The following is a 24,990-nucleotide window of genomic DNA, read 5'->3' as shown; positions in this document are numbered from 1 at the left end:
TATACATGAAGCAAGCGATCAATATCCAGGATCAGTATCTGAATCAATTACGACGAGAAAACATCTATGTCACTGTATATTTACTAAATGGTTTTCAACTAAAAGGGCTGGTGAAAGGGTTCGATAACTTTACGGTCATCCTGGAATCAGAAGGAAAACAACACTTAATATACAAACATGCCATCTCAACTTTTACGCCTCATCGTCCGGTCGAGCTGCCGGCTGAAAATTAATACATAGGTACGTTGGGAAATGAAAAGAAACCTTGCTGAGTGTTCAGCAAGGTTTTTTTATGTTGGTATGACTTGCAGGTAATCATAGTACCGGCGCAAACTTAAGGGAGATTTGAATCCGTATTTGGTTTTCATCGTTTCAAAATCAAGTCCCGCCTTTACATCATTGAGGATGCACGTTCTCCTCAGATGCTGGGCCGAAATTCCCTTGCGCAAACCGGACCGCTGGATTTCCATCCGGATCATTTTTTGTACCGCAATCTCAGTGAGCGGTTTTGGGGAGTGTGTTCTATATACCCAGCGGTAGGTTCCCCGCTGATAATCAAATGCAGCCAGAAAATGGTCGTTGGAATACCATGCAGGACGAACAGCCTGCGGAATGGTTTCGTAATATGAATACAGTACCTTTTGATCATTTTTCTTTAATGGTATTTCACGGGTAAGGCTGGTTTCCGAGGGAACATGCATGTAACCTTTTGTAAAGTTAATATGTTTCATCCGGAGTGAAGTGAGCTCTTGCAGTGTTAACCCATAATACGCTAACAATGTAATGATCGACTGATTGCGGTCGATCAGCAAGTGGCGGTACTTTTGCTGGTTTTCAGTCAATCCGTCAAATGAACGGACGGTTTCAAACAGCTGTTCCAGCTCATCACTTGTGATAAAGTTTTCTTCTGTAAATGTTGTATCATTCTCAGGACCGATTTCCACCCCGTCTACCGGATTGAACGAAAGGCTCCCTAATGCGATCTGAAACTGGACGAGCTGCTTGAGCACCGTCAGCACACGCCGAAGGGTGCGAAGCGAATAGTGCCTCTCGTTCATCAAAAAATCAAAGTAAGATTGAAAGTCCTTGGTTTGCAGTGATTGAAAGACTGAAAAGCTGTCCTCTTTTTTAACGACGCGCATCCAGGCCAAAAAGTCATTTACATCATAAAAATATCGCCTGATGGTACTTTCCTGTCTGCCTTTCTTCTCCAATGCTTCTAAATAAACAGCCGAATAGCGTGGCAAGGAATCGATTAGCGGAAACATAGCAACCTCCGTATGGCGTTTTTTTCATTATACCAATATGTACCTCTATGAGCACATATTAACAAAATGAATATTTGCCTCTGGAAGATTAAACACTAACCGTAACAAGAAAAAAGAGAGGGTTATTCCATGCGAAACTTTTTGCTAGTCATTGGTGCTGTAATCTTGATTGCCGGCTGTTCCAATAGGGAACTGGACCTTGATCAGGATAAAAATTACAAGGCTCCCACGAAGGTCAACCAAAAGAATTTGCCGAACTCACAAAATGATGCTCCGAATGTGAATGAAAAAAATTACGAAGCGAAAAATGCGAAGGAAATTCATGATCTTGCAGTAACCGTGCCAGGGGTTAAACAGGCAGATGTCATTGTCAGCGGCATTTATACGCTCGTGGGAATTAATCCCGACAAACCGCTTTCCCGGGAACAAAAGGACCGGCTGCGGCTGAAGGTCTACCAGAGCATCAAGGGAAATGAACACGGAAAGAATGCTGCCATAACAGCAGATCCGGCAATCATTAAGGAAATGAGGGGAATCCAGCGCAAAATTGATGAGGGTGATACGCTGAATACGGATGATGCCTATAATAAGCTGGGGATATTAATTGGCAGGATTGTTCCGCCGTCCAATCAGGCAAAGAAAAATGAACAAAAAGACATGGACCGGATGAAGCACAATAATCAGGGAAAGCAAGTGTACGAATAAAACTATTTCCCGGAGAAGCGCAGAAAAAGACAAAAACCCTTAAATTTTTCTGAAATGAAGAAAAATCTAAGGGTTTTTTTACTTAAAGAGAAGCTTCGATTGGAATATCATTCTTATCTGCTTTGGCTCCCTGCTGGGGCTTGAACTTGCCGGCAAGGAAGCTTGCAATGGTAATGGTGATTACCGAATAGAGTGCGTTCACGATACCAACCATCAATGAGGCGGACAAAACAATAAGAAGATCCGTAATGAACAGTGTCTTTCCGCGGTTGATGGAAAGATGCTGATCCATATACACGGCCAAAATATGAATGCCTCCAAGAGATGCTCCGTTATTGAGGACGAGCACCACTCCGCTTCCAATAATCAATCCTGCGGCTACGGCAATAAATATCGGATGGACGCCACTTGTCGGAGGAATGTTCAAAAAGCCGTTAATGATGGAAATCAAAGAGATGCAAAGCAGTGTATAAACAGAAAACAGCATTCCCAATCTTTTTACCGATAAGATAAAGAAGGGAAGGTTAATGACAAAAAACCAAACGCCCCAGGAAATCCCCGTTGAAAACGTTAACAAGGTGGAGATGCCCGCTGTGCCCCCAAATGTGAGATGGGAAATGGTCAGCAGCTTTGTTCCGAAAGCGGTTAAAAACAATCCGGTAATAACCAGCAGAGCCTTTTTAATAAAATACATTTTTTCATCGTTCCTTTATATGCAACTAACTTCAACAATAAGGCAGCTAGAAATATTAGTCAATACAATTTTTCGGTTAAATATACATTGAAATTTCTGAAAATACTGTTTATCAGAACATTTATAGGGATAAATATGTATAAATATACAAAAATAATTATAAAGATTAAGAATCTTGTGTTGCTCCCCAAGCCCGTATAATTGCTGTTCTTAAGAATACATTAGAATGAGGGCAGGAAAAGATAGGCATTTGTCACACCTAAACAATGTCATGCGTATATTAATTCTAGACAGCTAAAGAGAGGTGAATCTCTTGCATGATTCCATGACATTTAAAAAGAAGACGCAAATCAACATTATCCTGAACCAGAACACCGAAAGAGAAAAGGTGGAGGAAGTGCCAGTATCCGCACCGAAGGAAGGGCGGCAGCTAGAAAAACATCTCCCCTTAAAGAAAATGGAACAGGAAATGTCGTCACTGGTTGGCATGGAGGAATTGAAGAATTTCATTAAGGAAATCTATGCATGGCTTTATGTGAATAAATGCAGGGAAAATCAAGGGCTGAAGGTTGAAAAGCAAGTGCTTCATATGATGTTCAAAGGAAATCCGGGAACAGGTAAGACAACAGTTGCCCGATTGCTTGGAAACCTGTTTCATGAAATGAATGTTCTTTCAAAGGGGCACCTGATTGAAGTGGAGCGTGCCGATCTGGTCGGGGAATATATCGGCCATACCGCCCAGAAGACAAGAGAACTGTTAAAAAAGGCGATGGGCGGAATATTATTTATTGATGAAGCCTATTCGCTCGCCCGCGGCGGTGAAAAGGATTTTGGGAAAGAAGCGATTGATACCCTTGTTAAAGCGATGGAAGACCAGCAGCATGATTTCATCCTGATTCTTGCCGGCTATTCAGGAGAGATGGACCGTTTCTTAAAATTGAACCCCGGTTTGCCATCACGTTTCCCCATCATGGTCACTTTCCCCGATTATACGGTTGATGAACTCATGGAAATCAGCCGGAAAATGGTGGCCGAACGGCAGTATATCATGGCTAAAGATTCGGAGTGGAAGCTCAGGCAGCACCTGCAGCGCGTGTGTGCAGCCAGTGAGAAATCCTTCTCGAACGGAAGATATATCCGCAACATTATTGAAAAAGCAGTGAGAAAACAATCTGTCCGGTTATTAAAAGAAGAACGTACTGACAAAAAATCATTGATGACTCTTACGCAAGACGACCTGCATCTGGAAGAGAAACAAGGAATTTGATATGATGAACGTATGATAAAAAATGAAAGCAGGTCGATTTTTTGGAAGATATCACTACGCATTCTCAATCAGAGAAAGCCATCCTCGTGGGCTGTCAGCTGCCAGGGCTAACCGACGAGCGATTTTTTTATTCGCTAGAAGAACTGGAGTCGTTGACAAAAACGGCTCAGGGACAAGCTGTGGCCACAGTTACCCAAAAAAGGGATCGATACGATGCATCCACTTTTATTGGAAAAGGCAAGATTGAAGAGATTGTGGCACTTGAAGAGGAACTGGAAGCCGATATCATCATTTTTAATGATGAGCTTACACCAGCGCAAAACAGGAATTTGTCCCGGTACTTTGAAGCGCGGATCATTGACCGGACACAGCTGATCCTGGATATTTTCGCTACCCGTGCACGATCGCGGGAAGGTAAGCTGCAGGTGGAACTGGCCCAGCTGCAATACATTCTTCCAAGGCTTGCCGGTATTGGTACGTCTTTGTCGCGTCTTGGAGGCGGTATTGGAACCAGAGGTCCCGGGGAAACAAAGCTCGAACAGGACAGGCGGCATATCCGCACGAAGATTACCGATATTAAACGCCAGCTGGAGGATATCGTTCACCACCGCGAACGGTACAGGGAAAGGCGAAAGGAAAACCAGGCCATACAAGCAGCACTTGTCGGTTACACTAACGCAGGGAAATCGACATTGTTCAACGGAATGACAAAGGCAGACAGCTATGAAGAAAACCTGCTGTTTGCGACCCTTGATCCATTAACGAGAAAGATGCGTCTTCCTACGGGAATGCAGGTGCTTGTCACTGACACTGTAGGGTTTATTCAGGATTTGCCCACATCGCTGATTGCAGCGTTTCGCTCAACGCTTGAAGAAGTGAAAGAAGCGGATGTACTCATCCATGTGATCGACGGGTCAAGTGAAGACCGCGGACAGCATGAAGAAACTGTGCTTTCCATCCTAAAGGAACTGGGTGCTGCGTCCATCCCCATGGTGACCGTATTTAATAAGAAAGATCAATTTAATGAAGGTTTCATTCCGGCAGCTTCTACATCCATTTCCATCTCTGCCTTTGAGACGGATGATTTGCAGCGCTTAAAAGAAGTCATTGAAGCAGAAGTGAAAAAGCAGATGGAATACTATCATATCTTTGTACCGGCTTCAGAAGGAAAAACACTGTCCACGCTGAAAACGGCAACCGTATTAATGGAGCAAAAGTTTGAAGAAGAAACTCAAAGCTATGAATGCAAAGGCTATGCGCTGCCATCAACGAAACTACAATAAAAGGAGCACCACATGTTTTCACAGTTTCAAAACGGAGAAAGATTACAAACCTTATCAAGAGCCACAGAAGAAAAAATCCGAGAGCAGCACGAGCGGATCCAGCAGACCGCTGAATTTAATCAATTAAAAGTGTTAAAAAGCTTCAGAGAACAAAGGGTGAGTGATTTTCATTTCACTCCCTCCACCGGGTATGGCTATGATGATGCGGGCCGCGATACGCTTGAAAAGGTATATGCCCAGGTATTCGGAGGCGAAGCAGCGCTCGTCCGCCCGCAGATCATTTCAGGAACCCACGCCATTTCGCTTTCATTGTTCGGTGTTTTGCTGCCGGGGGACGAGCTCCTCTATATCACCGGAAAGCCATACGACACGCTTGAAGAAATTGTGGGAATTCGCGGAAAAGGAACCGGTTCGTTAAAAGAGTACGACATAACCTATCAGCATACCGAACTGACTCCTTCCGGACGGCCTGATTTTGATGGTATCCGAAGTGCCATTCACGATAAAACACGTATGATCGGCATACAGCGGTCCAAGGGATATGCGGACCGGCCATCTTTTACGATTGAAGAAATCAGGGAGATGATTTCGTTCGTTAAGGAAATCAAACCCGATGTAGTGGTGTTTGTTGATAATTGCTATGGAGAGTTTGTCGAAGAAATGGAGCCGTGCCAAGCAGGGGCGGATCTCATTGCCGGTTCACTGATCAAGAACCCCGGCGGCGGGCTAGCCAAGACCGGTGGATACATAGCAGGAAAGAAAGAACTGGTGGAACGGTGTTCATACCGCCTTACGTCACCAGGAATCGGTGCGGAAGCAGGGGCTTCTCTTTATAGTCTTCTTGAAATGTACCAGGGGTTCTTTTTGGCGCCGCATGTTACCGCACAGGCCTTGAAGGGAGCTGTTTTTACAGCAGCTCTGCTTGAGAGTCTCGGAATGGAGACGACTCCGGCATGGAACGCAAAGCGTACCGATTTGATTCAGTCTGTTAAATTTAACGATGAAAAGCGAATGGTGGCGTTTTGCCAGGCGATTCAGCTTGTTTCACCCGTCAATGCGCACGCCGTTCCATATCCCGGGTATATGCCGGGATATGAACACGATGTAATTATGGCAGCCGGGACGTTTATCCAAGGAGCCAGCATTGAACTCACAGCCGACGGACCGATCCGACCGCCATACATCGCATATGTACAGGGCGGCCTTACGTATGAACATGTAAAAATCGCTATTTTGACGGCCATTGACCAATTATTGGAACAAAATCTGCTTCATTAAACGAATATAAAATATTTTTTGATAATTTTATGTTATTTCTTCTCACATTGTATTGACATGTTAGGTTATGTAACATAAGATAAAAGTAGTTGGAAGGAGGGCTTACGATGATGAATGATGATACAAGAAGGAATCAACCTTTGTTTCCGATCAGTATTGTTATGAAGCTAACTGAATTATCTGCCCGGCAAATTCGATATTATGAAGAACATGAACTGATTAACCCGGCCCGGACGGAGGGCAACCGGAGAATGTTCTCTTTCAACGATGTGGATAAATTGCTGGAAATCAAGTCTCTGATTGAACAAGGCGTCAACCTTGCAGGAATTAAGCGGGTTTTTGAGCTTAACCAGCAGGCAGTCAGCCTTTTGAAAAATGAGGTTAAGACCGAAAAAATGTCTGAAGCTGCTATTCACCGCCGATTAAAGCGTGACTTGATGCATGCCGGCAGACTGGGAAAGACGTCCTTGATCCAGGGGGAACTATCCCGCTTTTTCCACTAATCTTACCAACGAATGCTGTATTCAATTTCTAAGGAGGAATAACAATTGGCTAAATTTACAAGAGAAGACATCATGCAAATCGCAAAAGATGAAAATGTACGTTTCATTCGCCTTCAGTTTACCGATCTTTTGGGCGTAATCAAAAACGTGGAAATTCCTATCGGACAATTGGAAAAGGCATTGGATAATAAGATGATGTTTGACGGATCTTCTATCGAAGGATTTGTGCGCATCGAGGAATCCGATATGCTTCTTTACCCGGATTTAGATACTTGGGTTGTATTCCCTTGGACATCTGAAAAAGGAAAAGTAGCGCGTCTGATCTGTGATATCTACAATCCCGATGAAACGCCATTTGCCGGCGACCCTCGCGGAATTTTAAAACGCGTACTGAAAGAAATGGAAGATTTGGGCTTCACGGACTTCAACATTGGACCAGAACCAGAATTCTTCCTCTTTAAAAATGATGAAAAAGGCGAGCCGACACTTGAGCTTAACGACAAAGGCGGATACTTTGACCTTGCTCCTACAGACCTTGGCGAAAACTGCCGCCGCGATATCGTTCTTGAGCTTGAAGACATGGGCTTTGAAATCGAAGCATCTCACCATGAAGTAGCTCCTGGACAGCACGAAATTGATTTTAAATATGCGGATGCTGTAACAACTTGTGATAACATCCAAACATTTAAGCTTGTTGTTAAGACCATTGCCCGCAAGCATGGACTTCACGCAACCTTTATGGCGAAGCCGCTGTTTGGTGTGAACGGTTCCGGAATGCACGCCAACATGTCTTTATTTAAAGATGGCGAAAACTCATTCTACAACGCGTCTACTGAAACCGGACTCAGCGAAACAGCGATGCAGTTCCTTGCTGGAATCCTGAAGCATGCTCAAGACTTTACGGCAGTAACCAACCCGACTGTAAACTCTTACAAGCGCCTGGTTCCTGGCTATGAAGCTCCTTGTTATGTTGCATGGTCCATGCAAAACCGAAGCCCGCTGATCCGTATCCCGGCTTCCCGCGGACTGAGCACTCGTGTAGAAGTACGCAGTGTTGACCCTACAGCAAATCCTTACCTTGCTATGGCGGTATTGCTTGCATCCGGTCTTGATGGAATCAAGAACCAATTGCAAACTCCAGAACCAATTGACCGCAACATTTATGTTATGGATAAAGATGAGCGTGAAGCAGAAGGAATCAAAGATCTTCCTGCAACGCTTAAAGAAGCGATCGACCGCTTGAAGAAGAGCGAAGTGCTGATCAAAGCACTTGGCGAGCATGCGGCTGAACACTTTGTGGAAGCAAAAGAAATTGAGTGGGATATGTTCCGTACACAAGTTCACCCTTGGGAACGCGAACAATACATGAGCATGTATTAAAACCAAGACCCCTTGACACTATTGGTGTTAGGGGGTTTTTATTTGTTTTTTTGGTGGCCAGTTTTATTAGCCAAAATGCGCATAGTGACCACATTTTAACCACCAAAATTTAATGGATTGATTTATTTAACATGCTTTCAATACAAGTTTTGGACATACCCCTGTAAAGTCTGTGTTACGTCAGTTACTCATGAAAGCAATAGGTTGAAGGACCGGCTTTAGAACAAATAACAAACTCTAAAAACAAAAAAGTAACCTCGATCAGTGTGCGCACTGATTGGGTTGCTTTTTGTATGCCCTTTAAAATTCTATTTACTGAATGTAAAATAACAAACCCTAAGGAGTATTGTCTTGTTACGTTCTTTGACTTTTTAGAGCCAGAAGTTTAACTTACATATCAAAAATGAAGTGTCTTAATGTTTAAAAGAGCTAATATGCTTTAATGTTTTAAAAAGAGAAATATTGTAAGCAGTTGAGGAGTTTATAAGGCATTTAGTAGGTTTTAAATTAGAAAATCAATAAATCAATTCATATTGCGATAGATATTTTTTCTGGTATGCTTTATATTACAACAATTATGTTAGAATTTGATTTAATGGAAGAACAAGCTAATTATTCTTATTCTGAGGGGATGTCATGATAAAACCTTTAAATCGTAGAACACTTTATGAGGCTGTGATCGAAGAAATAATTGAACTTATAAAAAATAAACAATGGAAACCTGAGGACAAAATTCCTGGTGAAATAGAATTATCTAAACGTTTTGAAGTGAGCCGTAATTGTATAAGAGAAGCTTTAAAAGCATTAGAACATTCAAAAATTATTTTTTCTAAAGCAGGACATGGAACATTCGTAACCGCCAATGCTCACCAAAACATATATGCCATGGAACTAGCAGGATTATTAAGACAAGGGAATACACTTAGTGAATTATTAGAAACACGGCTTATTATTGAACCTCAATTGACCTATATAGCTGCTGAGAAAGCAAATGAAGCTGATATTAAAAAACTTGAAAATATAATTAAAAAGTCAAAAGAAACAATTAGTAGTGGATCTTATGATACGATTATTGGCTATGAATTTCACATGGCCATCGCAGAAATATCTAATAATACACTTCTGATTAAATTTCTTGAATCTATAAATGAGGAGTTAAATGCACAGAGGAAACTTTTGCTAATCAAACATCTTACTGAGCAAGATTTGATTCGGGAAATTAAAGAACATGAAGAAATTAAGGATCTTATTAAAAGTCGTAGTCCGAGAAAAGCTGAAGAAAAAATGAGAAAACATATTATTGTGGCAAAAGGAATCCTAAAACGAGCAGATTCCGATAAAATGATTACCAGTTAGATATAATTTAGAAAAGATGTGCTAGAACCAAAAGCACATCTTTTTTATTTTATTAAATATCATTTGTAATTATCAAAAAATTAATTGACGAAGGAAACCTCATTGTGTTTATATATATTTAAAGGTTGTTTAAATGTAGGACAATTGAACAAATTTTAAATGTGATTGTGGCAGGGGGAAAATAATATATGGTTAGTAATTAATTATTATTTAATATATTTTTTGGTTTAAAAAAATATGTAAAGGGATGATTGTATTGAAAAAACTGATTTTTTCGATTATTGGAGCAGGTAATGGAGGGCATGCTTTTGCAGTCCATCTCACTTTATTAGGATTTAAAGTTAATCTTTATGATGTTGATCCTGAAAGAGTACAAGAATTAAAAATAACAGGGAAAATCAGGGCGGAGGGAGCTTTAAAAGGAGAGGTTTCAATTAATTTAATCACTAATAAAATTAACGAAGCTATAGTAAATACGGATATTATTATGGTGGTTATTCCTTCGGTTTATCATGCAAGTATTGCTAAAGCTATGGCTCCATATGTTTCAGGAGATCAAATTATTGTACTTAATCCGGGTGCAACTGGAGGTGCCTTGGAAGTAATGAACATACTTAAGGAAGAAGAATGTTCATCGATTCCAGTTGTAGCAGAAACTAATACTTTGCTTTATGCCTGTAGAAGTCCTAGGTCAGGGGAAGTCCTAATTAGTGGACTTAAAGAGAAAGTCTGTGTTGCTGCCCTGCCATCTAGAAAAGCGACACAAGTAGCCAATTTATTGAATCAGGCATTCCCACAATTTCAACCTGTATCAAGTATCATGATGACCAGTTTAGAAAATGTAAACGCTATGCTACATCCTGCACCAACTATACTTAACGCAGGACGAATTGAATCACAGGAAGTGTTTCGATACTATTTTGATGGAGTGACCCCATCAATTGCTGCCCTCATAGAGCAGATGGACAATGAACGTCTGGAAGTCGGAAAAGCCCTGGGTGCCAATTTGCCATCGGTGTCTGATTGGTATGGATATAGCTATGGTGTCCAAGGAGAAAGTCTTTATGATAAAATACAGGGCGTTACTGCGTACGAAGGAATTCAAGGATCTACATCTCTGAATAACAGATATCTTTTTGAAGATATTCCAACCGGGCTTGTTCCTCTTTCTGAATTAGGAAAAGCAGTAGGCATAGAGACTCCTACTATTAATGCCATTGTTGAATTAGGAAACACATTATTAAAAAGAAATTTTTGGGAAGAAGGAAGATCATTAAAAAGGCTGGGATTGGAAGGGAAAAGTTCTACCCAAATTTTAGAACTTTTATCTTCATAATTGTTTGTTAATACATAGGTTATTTTACAAATAAAACATGGAGTGATACTCAAAATTGAAAGCGCCACCAAATGAAGTAGGAGTTAGATAAAGTGGAAACCTAGCTGAGCTTAATAATGAAAAGGGGTTTATAAGTATGCTTCCTAAAATTGATACGAGTATCGAGAAAAATCCTAAAACAAGAAAGCGGAAATTAAAAGAAAAATTATCTGGAGAAGTAAATGCGTATGTAATAATTGCTATTCTAATACTATTAGCTGTGATTGCGACATGGTTAGTTCCTGCTGGTCAATACGACAGAGTGATGGATAAAACGACAAGCCGAGAAATTGTTCAAGCCGGGTCATTTCATTTAGTACAAAAGAGTCCTGTGGGCTTTTGGGAAACATGGAAGCTAATTCAAAAGGGTTTTATGGACGCCAATGTAATTATTCTTTTTATTCTAGTGGTTGGCGGAAGTTTTGGTCTTTTGACTCAAACAGGTTCTATTAAATCTTTAATTGCAAAAGTGGTCTGTTTTTTTAAGGGAAAGCCATACGAAAAATGGTCGTTTATTTTTATCTTCGCCGTTCTTTTCTCTTTTTCCATGACTTTTGGATTTGCTGAACAAGGTATTATATTTGTACCATTTATTGCAATGATGGCAGTTTCTATGGGATATGATCCTATAGTTGCTGTAGCTACTGTTGTTTTTGCTACATCTTTAGGATACGCAGGTTCTCTGACAGGACCGTTTAATGTGAGTATAGCCCAACAAGTTGCTGGGCTTCCACTTTATTCCGGACTTTGGTTTAGGGCAGTAAGTGCGGTTGTGATTTTTGGTATATCAGCTTGGTATTTGCTAAAATATGCAACTAAGGTTAAGAAAGATCCCTTAAAAAGTTTAGTTTCTCATTTAGATTTTAGCAAACTTGAAATGGATGAGGACCCAGAAAAAGTAGTTATGACGGGATTACACAAGAGGGTTTTAATCTTATTTGGTACATCGGTAGTATTTATGATTTATGCTATGCTAAGGCTAAATTTTGGTATGCCTGAGCTTACTTCTTATTTTATGTTAGTTGGTGTTCTTATAGGTATAGTTTCCAGGATGAAAGCTGGCGAAATAGCAGACAGATTTGTTGATGGTGCGAAATCTTTGCTTTATCCGGCATTATTAGTAGGATTTGCACGAGGGGTTCAAACCATTATGGAGAGTGGAGTAATTTTAGATTCATTAATTAATTATGTGGTTCAACCTTTGTCTTACATGCCAACACTTCTCGTTCCTGGAATGATGGTTTTTGTGCAAAGTATGATTAACTTAATAATTCCAAGTTCCTCTGCAATGGCTGTTGTTTCCATGCCTATTATGGCCCCTTTGGCTGATTTGTTAGAAATTCAAAGACAAACCGCAACTTTAGCTTATCAATTTGGTGATGGAATAACTAATCTAATTTTGCCAAGTTATTCGGTATTGATAGGGGCTCTTGGACTTGCTCGTGTTCCTTTTGGAAAATGGTTTAGATTTGCAGTACCACTTGCAGCAATACTTACTATTGCCGTAATTATATTGGCTACTATAGCTGAGTGGATAAAAGTAGGACCTTTCTAAATATTAGTAGAGGAGAGGCGCTGCGTGCTTCCTCCTCATTTTTTATGCTTGGAGTTTGATCACTTTAAGATTCAAACTTGGAAAGTTTTCCGCCAAAAAATATGGAGACTTTCCTGTTCGTTTTGAACTATAAGTCTTAGAAACACCAAATAATTCCGAATGGTTATCCGCATTAAAATCAAGTGTTTTATTAATGGAATTTAATCCTTTTGTTAAGCTTGCTAAATGGAAATAGATTTACAAATGAATCTGTGCCAGAATGCTTAATTGAGAATAATGTAGTTGGCCTACAATATGGTTGCTAGTTTATGTTATGGCAAACGGAAAAGGAGTAGGATTGCCAACTTAATGCAATCGGATTGAAATGCAAATCAGGTGTAGAAATTCTCATTCATGTTGGTTTAGAAACGATTGCTTTGAATGGAGAAGGATTTGAGGCACATGTTAAACAAGGAGATATCATAAAAGTTTGTGACCCATTGGTTAGCTTTGATTTAAATTCTATCGAAGAGTACGCGGCAGATAGTATTACCCCAATTGTTATAAATTAAGGTAGAATAATAGAGAGTGTGAGAAAGCCAGGGGTTGTAGTGCAAATAGAGGTGGAGATTTTAAATATTACGATTCAAAGTGATTAAAGAGAGCGGGTAAAAAGTAAAGTGAGCTTTTTAAATTTGAGAGCTTGCTTTTTTGTGTTTTAGATTTAACAAAATGAATCAGAATGGTATTTATTAAATTTAATAAGGTTTGAAAAGTTCTTAATGTTTTTATTTAACAAACAAGGATATTATATTATACGAGTTATGAGCTATACCTACGAAGGAGACCCTATATTCCACGCTTACAATTTGATGAAAAGGTCATTCAATATAAATAAGGTCTTAATCATACACTGTAAAGGGGTAAGGCTACCATCACACAATCATCACAGAAATCTGATAATACTTTTTAAATAGATGTAATTGGGAGTGTTACTTATTGAAAAAACCACTTGTATTGCTTGCAGATGATGAATTAAGACTTAGAAAGCTCGTTTCTGATTTTCTTTTAAATGCTGGTTTTGAAGTGATTTGTGTTGAAAACGGTAAGAATGCATTTGACACATTTTTGAAAATGAGTGAATCGATTGATCTCGTCATTCTCGATGTGATGATGCCGATCATGGATGGATGGGAGGTATTGAGTGAAATAAAAAGCATATCAAAAGTACCGGTTATCATGCTGACAGCCAAAGGTGAGGAAAGTGATCAACTTACCGGATTTCGACTTGGCGCAAATGATTATGTCTGTAAGCCGTTCTCTCCAAGCATTTTGGTCGCGAGGGTGGAAAACCTGTTAAAACAATTGGGGAAAAAGGAACCGGACAGGCTTCAAATTGGTAGTATTGCAATTGACAATAATCAGCATAGTGTATCTGTCGATGAAAAAAGCATTGATTTAACACCAAAAGAATTTGATTTGCTATTGTATTTATTTAAAAATGAAGGTTTAGCCTTATCAAGAGACAGAATCCTGAATGGAGTCTGGAGTTATGACTATAATGGAGATTTAAGGACAGTTGACACCCATATCAAGCAGTTAAGGGCCAAGCTTGGAATATATGGGGCTTATATTGAGACAGTAAGAGGCGTAGGTTACAAATTGAGGGAACAAACATGAGAATTACAATAAGGACCAAATTAATGGCAATTCTGCTAGCTATCATCCTCCTGTTTATTGCGATCATCCAACTTTTCAGTGTATTATTCCTTGAAAATTTTTATCAGTCCAATAAGAAAAAAACATTGAAAGAGAGTTTTAATCTAACAGAACAAATTATAACGAAGGAAAAGGACTTTGAAGAAAAGTTATCCGCTCTTCAGGATAATAAAAATGTGACGATTATAATCCTTGACAGTGAGTATGAACCTTTTTTTAGATTAGCTTTATTAAAACGTCCGGCTAAATATCAAAATCAACAATCGAGGTCTCCCATGAGGCATGATGAGGAATTGATCAGCAGCTACTTAGATAAATTTAAAGGTGGACCTGTTATTTTAACAAGGAAGGACAGAAGAACAAAAACCGAATTCTTAAGCCTTTATTCAGCCATCACTCTGCCTGACGGAACAAGGGGTTATGCCGTTATTAGTACGTCCATTGATGCCATGAAGGACAGTGTGAAGGCTGCCAGTGACTTTATCCTTTATACCTCACTCTTCGTTGGGTTAATTGGAACAGCAGTCGTGCTTTATGTATCAGACAAAATTTCGAAACCAATTATCAAGATAAACAGAATCACTTCAAAAATGGCCAAAATGGATTTTTCAGAAAGAATTACAGTTGATTCATCAGATGAAACTGGTGAATTGGCCAATAACATAAATTTTCTTTCAAAGCAATTAGATCTTAAAATCAATGAACTGGCGATTGCCAATAAACAGCTGAAAAAAGATATACAGTTAAAGGAAAAAGTGGAGCAATCACGAAAAGAATTGCTCTCGAATGTTTCCCATGAATTAAAAACGCCCATTTCACTAATAGGCGGATATACAGAAGGATTAAAACTCAATATTAATAAGGATGACAAAGAATTATATTGTGACGTCATCATTGATGAAACTAAAAAAATGGACAAGCTTGTATTAAGTCTGCTTGATCTGGCTCAGGTCGAGGCAGGTTATAAGAAAATGAATTTGGAAAAGGTCGACATCACTCAATTAGTTGCAGGAATCCTTGATAAATATAAATTAGTTTTTGCTGAAAAAGGAATCAATTTACACAATTCATTTCAAGGTACTGCGTTGGTAATGGCAGACGAAGAACGACTCGAACAAGTGGTTACCAATTACCTTAACAATGCGCTGGATTATGTTGATAATAATCGAATCATTTCCGTTTCTATTGAGGAGACAAAAAATCAAATAAGAGTTGGTATTTTTAATTCAGGAAAACCGATTGAATCTGCCCAGCTGGAACGGATTTGGGACAGCTTTTATAAAATTGACAAGGCCCGAACAAGGGAATACGGAGGTTCCGGTCTTGGACTATCGATTGTTAAAGCTATTATCCATCTTCATGAAGGCGAATATGGGGTGAGAAATCTTGAAGATGGTGTAGAATTTTGGTTTTTGCTCAATAAATATATTTCCCGATAAAAGGCAGCTCCTTACAAAAAGGTACTGTCTTTTTTTGTAAATGAATTTCTCCGGGCTCCACACATAGGCATCACAAATACCTGTTACTATAAATCTTGTGGAAAAAAGAAAGGACTGGTACTTATGAGGAGAAAAATGATCGCAATCCTTCTTTCTTGTTCATTGGGAGCGGGATTATTAGCGGGGTGTTCGGATAAGGCAGAATCGACTCCTGTAAAAACAACCGAGCAGAAAGTGAAGAAAGGAAATCTAGAGGTTGGTTTGGGGGCGGATGGACGAATCAGTCTGCCTTTGGTCAATTTGAGTTTTGAATTGAGCGGGACAGTCAAAGAAATAAAGGCGCAAACCGGCCAAAAAGTAAAAAAGGGAGAAATTCTTGCGGTGCTTGAGGATACCGATTTAAAGCTTGCTGTTACCCAAGCAGAGAACGCATTAAGTAAAGCCAATGCGATGTATTCTGAAGCGGCTAACAAGTACGAAATTGAAAAATTGGATGCTAAATATAAGGTTGATCAAGCAAAGGCTAAATGGGACGCCAGGCCGGATGATCTTACATTAAAGGCAGCTTATGAAATCGAAAATAAAAAATACCAAACATTACTCAATAGCAACGGTGCCATTCAAAGTACCAGCTTAGAGATAGAAGATGCAAAAAACAAATTGCAGGAAGCTAAAAATAACATGAACAAAATTTACCTTAAAGCACCAATCAATGGCGAAATTACAACCATTAATTATAAAGTAGGCGAAGTTGTATCAGGTGTTAAAGCTGGAACGGACACCAATTCCGCGGCCTCTGATACCGCTTTTATGACCATTGTTGATCCTTCTGTTATCTATATAAAGGCTAGTGCGACTGAAAGTGATATCTCAGGTATTGAAAAAGATCAGGAAATGAGAGTCGCGATTGATTCCTTGAAGCTTGAGAATCTTCAAGGTAAGGTCGTTTCGGTTAACAGCACACCGAAAATTGATAGTTCTGGGATTGTGACGTATGAGGTTACCGGCAAATTGGCTGAACCGAACGCTGCTATCAAAGAAGGGATGACCGCTTTTGTTACCTTTCTCAAGAAAGAAAAAAAAGATGTCCTGCTCGTTCCAAACAAGGCGATATTTGTTGAAGACGGTAAGCAATATGTCACAGTGAAGACGGGAGAAAAAACGGAAAAAAGGGCCATTAGGGGCGGTCTGACAAATGGCGTTCAAACAGAAGTAACAGAAGGGCTTAAACAAGGAGAGACCATCCAGATAGGCGGTGTGAAAAAATGAAGATAGTTGAGCAATTGCGTTCGATCCTGCTCAGCGTGGCTCACAATAAGGTGAGGGTATTTTTAACATCACTTGGAATCATTATCGGTACGTTCACGATTATCATGGTGGTTGGGATTGGAAAAGCAAGTGAAAAGGCAGTCGAAGATCAATATAAAAGGCTGTCAGTTGAAAGTATTACGATCTCAAAAGCACGTGGCGGATCTGGGGGCGGCAAAGGAGGATCTTCCACTTCCAAATCGCTTACTAAAGAAGATGCCCTTCTCATGCCTGAATTGTTGACGAATGTCGGCAGTGTTGGAATTAGTACAAGGACTTCTTCGGATATTGCCTTTGGCACAACAGCTGAGACGGTCAATATTCAAGGCATTAATGAAACATACGCCGATATTACGAACCTGACTCCCGTTGCTGGGGAACTGTTTACGGACGAAGATGGTTTGCTGCGGAACAAGGTAGTCGTCTTGGGATATAACATGGCGAATCTCTTATTTGAAGGAGATATCGATTCAGCTGTTGGCCAGAAAGTTCTGTTAAAAGGGACCTCTTATACGGTCACAGGAGTATTGGATCGGATCGGCGGTTCTGGAGGAATGAGCACCGGCGGAGGAATGGCCAATTCAACTTCTGCTGATGACATGGCGTTCATTCCTTATGATGTCGCCGTGAAATATACGTCTGGCAGCAGCGGAGCAAGAGGAGGGGGAGGAGGAGCGTCCATAACCTTTATCGCGCAGGCAAACAATATAGACAGCGTCCAGCCTGCAATTGATGAAATCAAGCAATATATTGGAGAAACCATCGGTGATTCGGAAGCTTATACGGTTGTTGATGCGGGCAGCACTCTTTCCTCTGCACAGGACACATCCAAAACCATGTCTGCCCTGCTAATCGCTGTTGCCGCCATCGTTATGATCGTAAGCGGAATTGGGATCATGAACGTGTTGATGGTAGCTGTTAAGGAGCGTACACGTGAAATTGGAATCCTTAAAAGCATTGGTGCAGCAAGGAGTGTCATTTTAATGGAGTTCTTGCTCGAAGCCTCCTTTATCAGCTTTTGCGGAGGAATGCTTGGAGTTTTACTGAGTGTATTTGCTCCTTGGGTTCTATCGTTTACGGATATACAATACCTGGCTTCAGTAGAAGGTGTGTTTATTGGCCTTGGTTTCTCTGTGATTACAGGTATTTTCTTTGGGTACTACCCAGCCGCAAAGGCATCTAAGCTAAAACCGATCGAAGCATTGAACTACGATTGATAGGAGTGATTTTTTATGAAGAATAAATTGATTAGTTCATTTTCAATACTCTTGCTGACTTTTACGATCGCAGCGTGTTCTAACTCAGAAGAAAGTAATTCTTCTTTAGCTTCAGGCGGAGAAAAGGAGAGTTCTGCTGCGGCAAGTAATATGGACGAAATAGGTTTATATGGGGAAGTATCTGAAATGATTGGAAATGAAGTTGAATTGAGATTAATAGAAAAGCCTGAAAGATCTGCAGCGAATGGAGAAAAGGACGGAAATGGCGGCGGCCGAAAAAGTGGCGCAAGTGGACGAGGAGGGGAAGGTGCCGGAGCCGTCGGAGGTGGCAGCGCAACAAAGGAAAGGAAATATACAGGTGAGGAAAAAACTTTCGTTATCCCTGTAGGTGTCTCATTGGTGACCGTTACACGAGGGGAAGGTGGCATGGAAGAAAGCGAAATAAGCCTGAATGAAGTGACACCAGGCAGCATCTTATCTGTTTACTATCAGGAAAACGGAAAAACAATCGAAAAGATCAGAGTCCAAAAACCAAGGACTGGAGGTGGCAAAGGTGGCAGAGGCGGTAATTAAAATGAAGGATATCTATAAGTCTTATGGTATAGGTGAGCACCAAGTCAATGTACTGAAGGGTGTTTCAGTTTCTGTTGATGCAGGAGAGTTTGTCGCCATTCTGGGACCATCCGGTTCGGGAAAAACTACCCTGATGAACCTCATCGGCCTGATTGATACGATCGATCGCGGCGATTATTTTCTTGATGGACTGAATATCGCAGAGCATTCTGAACAAAGGTACGCTAGAATCAGGAATGTGAAAATCGGATTCGTTTTTCAAAAGTTCAACCTTATTTCTAAATATACCGCGTTGTACAATGTCGCCCTCCCCCTTCTTCTTAGAGGGGATAGTTATAAGGAGGCTAGGGAAAAAGCAGCTAAAACACTTGATAGAGTGGGACTTGGGAATCGGATAAACCACCGCCCCAATCAGCTTTCAGGTGGTCAGCAGCAGCGTGTGGCCATTGCTCGTGCCCTGGTCGGGGATTGCCCTTTGATTCTTGCAGATGAACCAACAGGTGCTCTAGACCAGAAAACAGGCGGAGAGGTTCTGTCTTTTTTTCAGGAGCTGAACAATGAAGGGAAAACCATCGTCATGATTACCCACGATGAAAGTATTGCAGCAAAAGCGAAACGCGTCATCCGGGTAGAAGATGGACTAATCAGTGATAAGAACATGCAAGTGGTCAAAGGACTATCATATTAATTCTACTTACATCATGGCCGGACTTATAAACAGTTGGCATAATTAGTAAAAACTTGAAAGATTATTTGATGCATACAAGATATACACTGTACTGGATTAACTAGTGAGCTATCATTAGAGCATTCATAGCATTATGTTCAGGGTCTATGCAAAAGCCAGTGCTAAGTTAGTTGGCGGTTCTTGGGGCTATAAGTATTAGTGTTACTATAAACAAAGGCTTGCGAACGTCTTACAAGTAAGCTTTGAGTCAGGTGCAAAGAAGATTCTGTTACTATATCAACTGCAGTAGATATAGTAACAGTTCCACCGGAACTTTTTGCTGAATTTCAAAATATCTTTTTATAAAAGTCCAGAAGATGCTGTTTTTAAAGCATTAGGCGTTGAGTAATTTTATGAATGGCACTCGTTTTGCGAGTGAGCGTTTTAAGTTTATGTTTTACTCAAAAATTGTTTTCGATGTTGTTTGTTAAAAAAGGATTATTCATTTTAAACGGAGTCTTTTTGTTTTTCTTGGTTCAAATAATTAAGTTTAACTGACCATCAAGTTGACCTTTTTTTGTCCATCAAAACCTTGGTTTTAATTTTTTTATTAAATACTTTTATTTATTACACACTGATATTATACGAGTTTAGAAAGTAATCATACGTAAAAAAACTGGTGGGTATATCTTCCGTACGCAGGTTCACCCGTGGGAACGCGAACAATACATGAGCATGTATTAAAACCCAGACCCCTTGACACTATTGGTGTCAGGGGGTTTTTATTTGTTTTTTTGGTGGCAGTGTTATTAGTCAAATGCTCATTGACCACATTTTGACCACCAAAATTTAATGGATTTAATTAACAAGCCCAAGCATAATTCACTGTAGGGATGCTATGTGTTATTAACACAACCCTTTGATTGGGAAAATGCAAGCTTTTTTTTAAAAAAATAATGAGCACGTATACTGTCTAGATGTATGAAATAAAAATGTTCGGACTTTGTGAAAGGTTATAGGTAGAAGGACGGCTACAAAACAAAAAGTAACCTAGATCCACTGAGTAGGTTACTTTTTGTATGACCTTTACGCTGAATTCAGCGTAGGAAAGATTTAAATTTAATTATTTATACAGATGAAAGCACGAAGCTTGCGACATATGCGGTCCGTTGTGTGGAAAATGAGGATCTAAGTCATTCACACTGCATGCTCACAAAGTATAGTGAATAGAAAAATACGAATTTGACCGCCATCTAAGCTGTATTGACTAACAGCAAAGCACCCAGAAGTACGAGAAGGAGAAATACATACCGTTCAAATTTTTCTTTAGGAATACGATTGTGTATAAAAATACCCAAAAAGGTTGCAATAACAACCATTGGTAAAGAAAAGCCAAACAAAAGGAGTAAATCCTTTGTCCATAGTCCTCCAAGCGCTTGTCCAGCTACTATAAAAACACCCGAAATTAAAAAGTGAGCCTGTAAAGTGCCACGGAAACGATTCGGTTCCCAGCGTTTTAGAGTACCATAAACAACAACTGGCACGCCATGCGTATTATAAGCACTTCCCATGATACCTGATATAATTCCTATTGGAAGTGCCCAAAAACTTGCCTTTAGCCTTGGATTAAAAGCTTGTTTTGCAAAAGTGACTTTCATAAAAGAGTAAAAGCCATATAATATTAAAAATATACCCAGTACAACCGTTACAATACCTGCAGGTAATTTTATGACCAATAGCAGACCTATTGGAATACCTACTAAAGCCCCAATAACTAATCGAATTAGAGCAGGACGATCAATATAACGCCATCCTGAAATTGCAGTTAATAAAGCTACTGTAAGTCCTGCTAATCCGATTAAGGAAATTGATGTATGTAAATCGATAGGCAATAATGCAAGTAAAGGCATACTGACAACAGCTTCACCAAATCCAAATGTTGCACGTGACAACGCCCCAATAAAAACGGCTGCAACCACCAGTATAATAACTGTCACAGACATGAAAACACAACAACTCCGGGTTCTTAATTTAATCCTAAAATCATTTGCTATCTTCCCTCTAACTTTATCATATTTTTTACAAAATAACCCCTGATGTAATCTGAATGTATTCCAATTAACCCGTCCGTTTGAGTTTTTTGCAGTTAGTCTTTTCCCTTCCCCTTGCTGCTGTAAATCGAGAAGATATTGACACCTTATAGAGAGGAACTATGGTATTAGAATCTCGGAAGGCAACCTAATGTAATTAACGGCTTATGCAAAAAATGAACCTGATTATATAAATAGTAAGGTATTCAATCTGCTTCAAACCTGATTATTGTGGATTTTTTGCAATATTAAGTGCAGTACAAATTTCTCTGAATAGAATGCGCATTTTAATATATTTATTATTCTTATTTTCACATGTTATAATTCCAAGTAAATAGATGAAAAAAATCAACTTGAGAAGGTGGTGTATCTATGGAATATACCGATCCAATGAAAAATCGTCTGAAAAGGTTAGAGGGACAACTGCGAGGAATATTAAAGATGATTGAAGAAGGCAAGGATTGCAGGGATGTGGTTACACAATTAAGTGCTTGCCGAACTGCCATTGACAGGACCATTGGGTTAATTGTGGGGAAGAATTTAGAGGAATGTATTAAAAAGCAAATGGAAGAAGGAGATCTTTCCCATCAAAAAGCGGTCGAGGAAGCTGTTAATATGCTGGTGAAAAGTCGTTAAAACTGCCAAGGATCACTTGGTGGTTTTTTTATTTCTCTAAAGTTTCAAAAATACACATACGGGTACGGCTATACAGAATAAAGTAAAACAAATCGTTTATAATTTCTATAGTTGACAGCAAAAAAAATGTAAGTTATTATACCCCCATAGGTATTACAAGCCGATGGAAAATGACTAGAAGACCAATTGGCTTTTCTTTTTAACTAAAAAAATACCCCGCTGGGTATAAAAGAAGGGAGAACAAACCAATGTATAAAAAAATTACCCCCGAAGAAGTAGCAAAACGAATTGAAAGTGGTAAAGAAATAAACGTTATTGATGTACGGGAAAAGGAAGAAGTGGAACAAGGCATGATTCCAGGAGCTACACATATTCCATTGGGAGATTTGCCGAATCAATATACCCGATTGGATAACAATAAGGAATATATTTTGGTTTGCCGTTCTGGAAAAAGAAGTGGAAAAGCATGTGAGTTTCTTTCTGAGAAATCAATGAACGTGAAGAACATGACGGGCGGCATGCTTGCTTGGGAGAAGGAAAGAAAATAAGGAGGTATTAATATGGCTATTGCTGCAAACGAAGTGTTGGATTGCAAAGGACTAGCGTGTCCAATGCCAATTGTAAAAACAAAAAAAGCGATGGAAAAATTAGAATCAGGAAAGGTCATTGAAATTCAAGCAACTGATAAAGGCTCAACCGCTGATATTCAAAGTTGGGCTAAAAGTACAGGTCATCAATATTTAGGAACAACTTCTGAAGGAGAAGTATTGAGACATTACCTTCGTAAGGCGAATCCCGATGAAGTGAAGGAAGACACCAAATTTCCTCACACAGTCGATAACGTGATGCTAGAAAAGGTACTTGAACAAGAAAATACAGTAATTCTCGATGTTCGAGAACCAGCTGAATATATGTTCAGTCATATTCCGGGATCTCTCTCAATTCCGCTTGGTGAACTCGAGAACAATATAGAAAAATTAGATCGAGAAAAAGATATTTATGTTGTGTGCCGGACAGGTAATAGAAGTGACCGGGCATCACAAATTTTAGCAGACAAAGGTTTTACAAAAATTAAAAATGTTGTGCCAGGCATGTCAGAATGGATGGGCCCAGTTGAAAAATTCCAAGGAGGAGACAAATAATGTCAAACAAAGTAGCAATTATCTCAAGCAATGGTGGACTTTTCGATGCATACAAAGTGTTTAATATCGCAACGGCAGCGGCTTCTGCTGATCAGGAAGTTACCATATTTTTTACATTTGAAGGGTTGAATTTGATTCATAAACAAGCGCATCAAAATTTGCCGCTTCCTGCTGGCAAAGAACAGTTTGCTGAAGGATTCAAATCGGCAAATGTTCCGGCTATTCCTGAGCTGGTAGAAATGGCCGTCGAAATGGGTGTGAAAATTATTGCATGCCAAATGACGATGGACGTCATGAATTTGAAGAAAGAAGATTTTATTGAGGGTATTGATGTCGGTGGAGCAATGACCTTTATTGAGTTTGCCAAAGATGCCAATATCACTTTAACGTTTTAATAGGCGGAGGTTATATTAATGATTTATCCATTAACTGCAAAAGAAGTAGCAAAACGTGTTTTGGAAGGTAACTTATTTATCCTTGATGTAAGAAATGAAGGTGACTTTAACAACTGGAAAATTGAAGGTAAAAATGTTACTTCAATCAATAAGCCTTATTTTGATTTAATCGATGGTGTAGAAGAAATACTGGACCATCTGCCAAGCGACCAGGATATATTAGTGGTTTGTGCCAAAGAAGGTTCATCAAAAATGGTAGCAGACATGCTCGATGAAGCCGGAAGAGAGAAGGTTTTTTATCTCGAAGGCGGAATGAAAGCATGGAGTGAATATCTTCAACCAGTAAAAGTTGGAGATTTAAAAAGTGGGGGAGAACTATATCAATTTAACCGGATCGGTAAAGGCTGTTTATCTTACTTTGTTGCATCACAAGGAGAAGCAGCCATTATCGACTCAGCAAGAATGACGGATGCCTATGAAGAGTTTGCGGCACAAAAAAATCTAAAAATTACGCATCTGATTGATACTCACCTGCATGCCGATCATATTTCTGGCGGTAGAAAGCTGGCTGAAAAAACAGGGGGTAAATACTGGCTGCCTTCTAAAGATGCAGAAGAAGTGACGTTTAGTTATGAACCGTTAGAAGACGGACAGGAAATTAAAGTCGGTGAGAGTAACATTACCATTCAAGCTTTATATTCACCTGGCCACACAATCGGAAGTACGTCTCTAATGATCGATGATAACTATTTACTATCTGGAGATATTTTGTTTGTTGACTCAATAGGCCGACCAGATTTGGCAGGGAAAGCTGAGGATTGGGTAGGTGATCTCAGAACCACTTTATATACAAAATATAAAGAGCTCTCTGATGACTTGATCGTTCTCCCTGCCCATTTTGGGAAAATGAGTGAATTGAATGAGAACGGTGTAGTTCAAGAAAAATTAAGTGTGTTATTTGAAAAAAATGAAGGGTTGAATATCCAGGATGAAGAAGAATTCAGAAAAGCCGTTTCGGAAAATCTTCCTCCTCAGCCAAATGCATACCAAGAAATTCGCCAAACGAATATGGGGAAAATTAATCCTGATGAAGAAAGCCAAAGAGAAATGGAAATTGGCCCCAATCGTTGTGCGATAACAGAATAAAAAAAGTGGGAGATG

26 protein-coding genes are annotated in these 24,990 nt (G+C 39.7%); 23 read left to right on the top strand and 3 right to left on the bottom strand.

What is annotated here, in order from left to right; translation table 11 throughout:
• Window positions 1-5 precede the first annotated feature (5 nt).
• Entirely contained in the window at window positions 6-233 is a 228-nt protein-coding gene (gene hfq / locus QYB97_RS02745) for an RNA chaperone Hfq (protein ID WP_061969616.1), read from the top strand.
• A gap of 57 nt (window positions 234-290) precedes the next feature.
• On the opposite strand, the gene QYB97_RS02740 is transcribed toward hfq, so the two are convergent.
• Window positions 291-1,268 (bottom strand): tyrosine-type recombinase/integrase, encoded by a 978-nt coding sequence (locus QYB97_RS02740; protein WP_301164413.1) that lies wholly within the window; start codon window positions 1,266-1,268, stop codon window positions 291-293.
• 129 nt (window positions 1,269-1,397) lie between these two features.
• Here QYB97_RS02740 and QYB97_RS02735 point away from each other — a divergent pair, with 129 nt between their 5' ends.
• A complete protein-coding gene (locus QYB97_RS02735; RefSeq protein WP_301164412.1) occupies window positions 1,398-1,973 on the top strand; it encodes a YhcN/YlaJ family sporulation lipoprotein in 576 nt (191 codons plus the stop codon).
• A gap of 82 nt (window positions 1,974-2,055) precedes the next feature.
• On the opposite strand, the gene QYB97_RS02730 is transcribed toward QYB97_RS02735, so the two are convergent.
• Complete coding sequence (locus tag QYB97_RS02730) at window positions 2,056-2,667, bottom strand: YitT family protein (RefSeq protein ID WP_301164411.1); 612 nt, start codon at window positions 2,665-2,667, stop codon at window positions 2,056-2,058.
• A gap of 313 nt (window positions 2,668-2,980) precedes the next feature.
• Here QYB97_RS02730 and spoVK point away from each other — a divergent pair, with 313 nt between their 5' ends.
• From spoVK to QYB97_RS02655, 16 genes are all read left to right on the top strand, one after another.
• Complete coding sequence (gene spoVK / locus QYB97_RS02725) at window positions 2,981-3,934, top strand: stage V sporulation protein K (protein WP_301164410.1); 954 nt, start codon at window positions 2,981-2,983, stop codon at window positions 3,932-3,934.
• 50 nt (window positions 3,935-3,984) lie between these two features.
• The gene (gene hflX / locus QYB97_RS02720) at window positions 3,985-5,217 is read left to right on the top strand and encodes a GTPase HflX (protein ID WP_425589763.1); all 1,233 of its coding nucleotides are present in this window, start codon (window positions 3,985-3,987) and stop codon (window positions 5,215-5,217) included.
• A gap of 12 nt (window positions 5,218-5,229) precedes the next feature.
• Window positions 5,230-6,495, top strand: a complete 1,266-nt coding sequence (locus tag QYB97_RS02715) for a methionine gamma-lyase family protein (protein WP_301164408.1) — start codon at window positions 5,230-5,232, stop codon at window positions 6,493-6,495.
• Window positions 6,496-6,605: 110 nt separating this feature from the next.
• Complete coding sequence (locus QYB97_RS02710) at window positions 6,606-6,998, top strand: MerR family transcriptional regulator (RefSeq protein ID WP_301164905.1); 393 nt, start codon at window positions 6,606-6,608, stop codon at window positions 6,996-6,998.
• Between the two features lie 45 nt (window positions 6,999-7,043).
• On the top strand, window positions 7,044-8,378 hold the full coding sequence (gene glnA / locus QYB97_RS02705; protein ID WP_301164407.1) for a type I glutamate--ammonia ligase: 1,335 nt from the start codon (window positions 7,044-7,046) through the stop codon (window positions 8,376-8,378).
• Window positions 8,379-9,014: 636 nt separating this feature from the next.
• A complete protein-coding gene (locus QYB97_RS02700; protein ID WP_301164406.1) occupies window positions 9,015-9,734 on the top strand; it encodes a FadR/GntR family transcriptional regulator in 720 nt (239 codons plus the stop codon).
• Window positions 9,735-9,990: 256 nt separating this feature from the next.
• The gene (locus tag QYB97_RS02695; RefSeq protein ID WP_301164405.1) at window positions 9,991-11,070 is read left to right on the top strand and encodes an NAD/NADP-dependent octopine/nopaline dehydrogenase family protein; all 1,080 of its coding nucleotides are present in this window, start codon (window positions 9,991-9,993) and stop codon (window positions 11,068-11,070) included.
• Window positions 11,071-11,206: 136 nt separating this feature from the next.
• A complete protein-coding gene (locus QYB97_RS02690; protein ID WP_301164404.1) occupies window positions 11,207-12,664 on the top strand; it encodes a YfcC family protein in 1,458 nt (485 codons plus the stop codon).
• Between the two features lie 359 nt (window positions 12,665-13,023).
• Entirely contained in the window at window positions 13,024-13,215 is a 192-nt protein-coding gene (locus QYB97_RS02685) for a PTS glucose transporter subunit IIA (protein ID WP_301164403.1), read from the top strand.
• A gap of 189 nt (window positions 13,216-13,404) precedes the next feature.
• Entirely contained in the window at window positions 13,405-13,620 is a 216-nt protein-coding gene (locus QYB97_RS25165; RefSeq protein WP_356948164.1) for a hypothetical protein, read from the top strand.
• Window positions 13,621-13,642: 22 nt separating this feature from the next.
• Window positions 13,643-14,323, top strand: coding sequence for a response regulator transcription factor (locus QYB97_RS02680; protein WP_301164402.1), 681 nt, complete (start codon window positions 13,643-13,645; stop codon window positions 14,321-14,323).
• Window positions 14,324-14,346: 23 nt separating this feature from the next.
• Window positions 14,347-15,801, top strand: coding sequence for a sensor histidine kinase (locus QYB97_RS02675; protein WP_301164401.1), 1,455 nt, complete (start codon window positions 14,347-14,349; stop codon window positions 15,799-15,801).
• A gap of 135 nt (window positions 15,802-15,936) precedes the next feature.
• Window positions 15,937-17,070, top strand: coding sequence for an efflux RND transporter periplasmic adaptor subunit (locus QYB97_RS02670; RefSeq protein ID WP_301164400.1), 1,134 nt, complete (start codon window positions 15,937-15,939; stop codon window positions 17,068-17,070).
• Window positions 17,067-18,326 carry an ABC transporter permease gene (locus tag QYB97_RS02665; RefSeq protein ID WP_301164399.1) on the top strand — a complete coding sequence of 420 codons (1,260 nt, stop codon included), beginning with the start codon at window positions 17,067-17,069 and terminating at the stop codon, window positions 18,324-18,326. The genes QYB97_RS02670 and QYB97_RS02665 overlap by 4 nt, the downstream gene beginning before the upstream one ends.
• A 15-nt stretch (window positions 18,327-18,341) precedes the next feature.
• Window positions 18,342-18,899: a hypothetical protein gene (locus tag QYB97_RS02660; RefSeq protein ID WP_301164398.1), complete on the top strand. Its 558-nt coding sequence runs from the start codon at window positions 18,342-18,344 to the stop codon at window positions 18,897-18,899.
• A complete protein-coding gene (locus QYB97_RS02655; RefSeq protein ID WP_301164397.1) occupies window positions 18,880-19,587 on the top strand; it encodes an ABC transporter ATP-binding protein in 708 nt (235 codons plus the stop codon). The genes QYB97_RS02660 and QYB97_RS02655 overlap by 20 nt, the downstream gene beginning before the upstream one ends.
• A gap of 1,232 nt (window positions 19,588-20,819) precedes the next feature.
• Here the strand turns inward: QYB97_RS02655 and QYB97_RS02650 are convergent.
• Entirely contained in the window at window positions 20,820-21,569 is a 750-nt protein-coding gene (locus QYB97_RS02650) for a sulfite exporter TauE/SafE family protein (RefSeq protein WP_301164396.1), read from the bottom strand.
• Between the two features lie 459 nt (window positions 21,570-22,028).
• Here QYB97_RS02650 and QYB97_RS02645 point away from each other — a divergent pair, with 459 nt between their 5' ends.
• The 5 genes from QYB97_RS02645 (at window position 22,029) to QYB97_RS02625 (ending at window position 24,975) form a co-directional block, all read left to right on the top strand.
• Window positions 22,029-22,292: a metal-sensitive transcriptional regulator gene (locus QYB97_RS02645; protein WP_301164395.1), complete on the top strand. Its 264-nt coding sequence runs from the start codon at window positions 22,029-22,031 to the stop codon at window positions 22,290-22,292.
• A gap of 248 nt (window positions 22,293-22,540) precedes the next feature.
• Window positions 22,541-22,840 (top strand): rhodanese-like domain-containing protein, encoded by a 300-nt coding sequence (locus QYB97_RS02640; protein ID WP_301164394.1) that lies wholly within the window; start codon window positions 22,541-22,543, stop codon window positions 22,838-22,840.
• Window positions 22,841-22,852: 12 nt separating this feature from the next.
• Window positions 22,853-23,434 carry a sulfurtransferase TusA family protein gene (locus QYB97_RS02635; protein ID WP_301164393.1) on the top strand — a complete coding sequence of 194 codons (582 nt, stop codon included), beginning with the start codon at window positions 22,853-22,855 and terminating at the stop codon, window positions 23,432-23,434.
• The gene (locus QYB97_RS02630) at window positions 23,434-23,829 is read left to right on the top strand and encodes a DsrE/DsrF/DrsH-like family protein (RefSeq protein WP_301164392.1); all 396 of its coding nucleotides are present in this window, start codon (window positions 23,434-23,436) and stop codon (window positions 23,827-23,829) included. The genes QYB97_RS02635 and QYB97_RS02630 overlap by 1 nt, the downstream gene beginning before the upstream one ends.
• 18 nt (window positions 23,830-23,847) lie before the next feature.
• Window positions 23,848-24,975, top strand: coding sequence for an MBL fold metallo-hydrolase (locus tag QYB97_RS02625; protein WP_301164391.1), 1,128 nt, complete (start codon window positions 23,848-23,850; stop codon window positions 24,973-24,975).
• The last annotated feature ends 15 nt before the right edge of the window (window positions 24,976-24,990 follow it).

Origin of the sequence: Fictibacillus fluitans (genome assembly GCF_030418125.1) — a bacterium.
In the GTDB taxonomy this organism is placed as follows: domain Bacteria; phylum Bacillota; class Bacilli; order Bacillales; family Fictibacillaceae; genus Fictibacillus_C; species Fictibacillus_C fluitans.
The sequence above is the reverse complement of the archived record's forward strand: the minus strand, read 5'-3'. Positions and strand labels throughout refer to the sequence as shown.